General features: G+C 62.2%; 2 protein-coding genes. Both read left to right on the top strand.

The features are described 5' to 3' along the window. Positions 1 to 2,390, top strand: a 2,390-nt coding sequence (locus I8J34_RS23815) for a non-ribosomal peptide synthetase (protein ID WP_214364125.1), incomplete at its 5' end; no start/stop codon positions are given. 56 nt (positions 2,391 to 2,446) lie between these two features. Next, positions 2,447 to 4,055 (top strand): condensation domain-containing protein (locus I8J34_RS23810; protein ID WP_230411984.1); only part of this gene is annotated, 1,609 nt, incomplete at its 3' end.

Raw genomic sequence — 4,055 nt, 5'->3', positions numbered from 1 at the left:
CGGACCGCGTGCTCGGGATGTTCATCAACACCTTGCCGGTGCGCCTGCGCATCGACGAGCGCGGGGTCGAAGCGGCGCTTCGCCAGACGCACGAAACACTGGCCCGTCTGCTCCATCACGAGCATGCGCCACTGGCACTGGCCCAGCGCTGCAGCGGGGTCGATGCCCAGGCGCCGTTGTTTACCTCCTTGTTCAACTACCGTTACACAGCGCAGCCGGACGAACAGGAAGGGCGGCTCGCGCAAGAAGAAGCACCCGAGGATCGGATCGAGGAGCTGCTCAGCCACGAGCGCACCAACTACCCGCTGACCCTCGCCGTCGACGATCTGGGGGCGGACTTCATGCTCACTGCCCAGATGGCCGAGCCGATCGATCCGCAACGCATGTGCGAGATGATGGCGCGCGCGCTCGACGCCCTGATGCGCCTGCTTGAGACAAACCCGCAGGCAGGCTTCGATCAGATCGACGTACTACCGCTCAGCGAACGGCATCGTCTCCTGAACGAATGGAACTGCCCGGCGCAGCCGATGAGCGATGGCGACCTGCTCGCGCGCTTCGAGGCGCACGCAGCGCAAAACCCGGCGCGTGTGGCGGTGTCGGAGGCGAACGGCGTCTCGCTGAACTACGGCGAACTGAACGCCCAGGCCAACCAACTGGCCCACCACCTGATCGCGTACGGCGTCGGCCCGGACACGCGGGTCGCCCTGTGTGTGGGGCGCAACGCACAGCTGCTGGTGAGCCTGCTCGCCACGCTCAAGGCCGGCGGCGCCTACGTGCCGCTCGACCCGGCCTACCCGAGCGAGCGTCTGGCCTGGATGCTCGAAGACAGCGCCCCGACAGTCATCGTCCACGACGGCGCCGGCGCCCAAGTGCTCGACGGCCTGGCACTGCCCGAGGTCCCGATGCTCGATCTGCGCCATCGGCTCGCCTGGGCCCAGTGCAGCGAACAGAACCCGGCCCGCCAGCACGCGCCCGACGCACTCGCCTACCTCATCTACACCTCCGGCTCGACCGGCATCCCCAAAGGCACCGCCGTCGAGCGCGGCGGCGTGCTCAACCTGCTCAAGTGGTACCTGGAAGATGGCGGACTCAGCGCCGAAGACAAGGTGTTGGTGCTCAGCTCGCACAACTTCGACCTCACCCAGAAGAACCTGCTCGGCCCGTTGCTGGTCGGTGGCAGCGTGCATCTGGCCGCCGAGCCATTCGACCCGATCGCCATCCTGGCGCAAATCGAAAGCGCACAGATCAGCTGGATGAACCTGGCCCCCAGTGCCTTCCATGCGCTGATCGACGCGGACCATGAAGGCAAACTCAGCCAATTGCGTCGGGTCTATCTGGGCGGCGAGCCGATCCAGTTGGGCAAGCTCAAGGAAATCGCCGCGCCGCGACCGGTGTTCGTGAACAGCTACGGGCCGACCGAATGCAGCGACGTGGTGCTGTGGCACGAACTGGATACAGACCTCAAGGCGACTCCGGACAGCGTCCCGTTGGGCCGTCCGGTGCGCAACACGCGCATCTATCTACTCGACGATCACAATCAGCTCGTCCCACAAGGGGTGATCGGTGAGATCTGCATCGGTGGGGTAGGCGTCGCGCGCGGCTACCTCAACCAAGCCGAACTCACCGCCGAGCGCTTCCTGGCTGACCCCTTCGTCGAAGGCGGGCGCATGTACAAGAGCGGCGACCTGGGCCGGTGGCTGCCCGACGGCACCATCGAATACCTGGGCCGCAACGACTTCCAGGTCAAGATCCGCGGCTTTCGGATCGAATTGGGCGAGATCGAAGCGAAGCTTGCGCAACACGAAAAGATCAGCGAAGCGGTCGTGATCGCCCGCGAGCAGGACGGCACCAAGCAACTGATCGCCTACACCACGGGAGAGGGCGAACTCGAGGCCGAAGCGATCAGAAGCTTCGCCCAACAGCGACTGCCCGGCTACATGGTACCCAGCGCCTACGTACGCCTGGACGCCTTCCCGCTGACCCCCAACGGCAAACTCGACCGCAAGGCGCTGCCGGCACCGGACGAGGCGGCCTATGTCAAGCGCGCCTATGAAGCGCCGCAAGGCGAGGTCGAAGAGACACTCGCCCAGCTATGGCGCGAGCTGCTCGGCGTCGAACAAGTCGGCCGACAAGACAACTTCTTCGAACTGGGCGGGCACTCGCTCATGGCGGTGCAGCTCGTCTCGCGCATCCGCACCCACTTCGACGTGGCGGTGGACGTCACCGATATTTTCGGAGCCGAAACTCTGGCCGAACTGACGAATGTTGTTTTGAGAACAGGCCTTGATGCCTACGACGCCGCTCAGGTTCAGGAGGCCATCGCGGCGCTCGATGGGTTGTCGGAAGAAGAAATCCAGGCGCTGTTGGAAGCTGAGCTCGAACAGGATTGAACGTGCTCGCTTGCCAGAAAAAGGCAGGCGATCTGAAACTTTTAGGCTGAAAACCCATGGCGAACACCACCTCGAAACGCGATCTCGATTCCAGGGCACTGGAATTGGTATTGGCGCGCATGAAGAAGCAGCAGCCAACAAAGACTGGTGCCGACGCCCTGGCGCCGCTGGTCAGATGTGATCGCAGCGGGTCGCTTCCGCTCTCCCTGTCCCAGCAGCGCTTGTGGTTCATCGACAAGCTCGAACCCGAGGCGAGTCGTGCCTACAACATGGTGGCGGCCTACCGTCTGAGTGGTGATCTGGATGTGGACGTATTGCAGAAGACGTTCAATGAAATTGTGTCGCGGCACGAGAGCTTGCGATGCACCTTCATCGATGAGGGCTCCAACCCGACAGTGTCCATTGCGCCTCCCGAAACGGGCTTCCTGCTGGATCGGCATGACTTGAGCGCGTTGCCGGAAGAGGCGTTGCCGGCGGCGTTGGTTGCGCTGGCCGATGAGGAAGGTGAGCGGCTTTTCGATTTGGGCAAGGGGCCGCTTGTTCGTGGCGTGCTGATTCGAACGGGAGAAACCAGTCATGTGATGTTGTTGATCATGCACCACATCATTTCCGACGGCTGGTCGATGGGGGTTTTCGTTCGGGAATTGAAAGCGCTCTACGAAGCCTTCCTCAATCTGCAGCCGAGCCCATTGCCTCCGCTGCAGATCCAGTATCCCGATTTCGCCGCATGGCAACGGTCCTGGCTTGAGGGGGAGGGACTCCATACGCAGATCGAATTCTGGCGTACGCAGCTGAGTGGTGCGCCCGAGGTGATCAATCTCCCGTTCGACCGTTCGCGGCCAACTGTCCAGACCTTTGCGGGGGGCTTCGTCCCTTTTGAGGTGTCGGAGGAAAAGGCCGTCAAGGTCAGGCAGTTTGCCAAGGCTCATAAAGCCACGGTTTTCATGGCCCTCATGGCGGCCTGGTCTGCCGTGTTGGCACGGATAGGAAATAACGAATCCGTCGTTGTCGGGACTCCTGTGGCAGGGCGGAATCGCCAGGAACTTGAATCCTTGATCGGTTTCTTTGCCAATACCCTGGCATTGCGCTTCGCCAACCCGGGCGACGCAACGATCGAGCGTTTCATCGCAGACATCAAGGAAAGGACGCTGAGCGCATATCGGCATCAAGGTCTGCCGTTCGAGCAGGTGGTCGAGATTGTCAATCCGCCGCGCAGCCTGAGCCACAGCCCAATCTTTCAGGTGATGTTTGCCCTCGACAATACACCGGACGAAGGCGAGCTCGAGCTGCCGGGCCTGAAACTCTCCGAATATCAATTGTCGAGTGTGACCTCCCAAGTCGACATGTCGCTATTGCTGAATGACACCGGCAAGGCCATCTCGGGCAGTCTGGTTTTCAATTCGGATTTGTTCGACAAAAGCAGCGTCGAGCGTATCGCAAACTACCTTGGCACCTTGCTCGATGCCTTGGTCGCTGCGCCTGCTGATGCACATATGGCTCACCTGCCGTTGCTCCCCGCCCCCGAACGCCATCAAGTACTCGTCTCGTGGAACGCGACGGATCGTCCATACCCGCGCGATATGGGCGTGCACACGCTGTTCGAAGCCCAAGCGCTCGCGCAGCCCGAGGCTGTGGCCGTCATCGGAGAGGCACAACAGCTCAGCT

Source organism: Denitromonas iodatirespirans, assembly GCF_018524365.1.
GTDB lineage: Bacteria > Pseudomonadota > Gammaproteobacteria > Burkholderiales > Rhodocyclaceae > Nitrogeniibacter > Nitrogeniibacter iodatirespirans.
The sequence above is the reverse complement of the archived record's forward strand: the minus strand, read 5'-3'. Positions and strand labels throughout refer to the sequence as shown.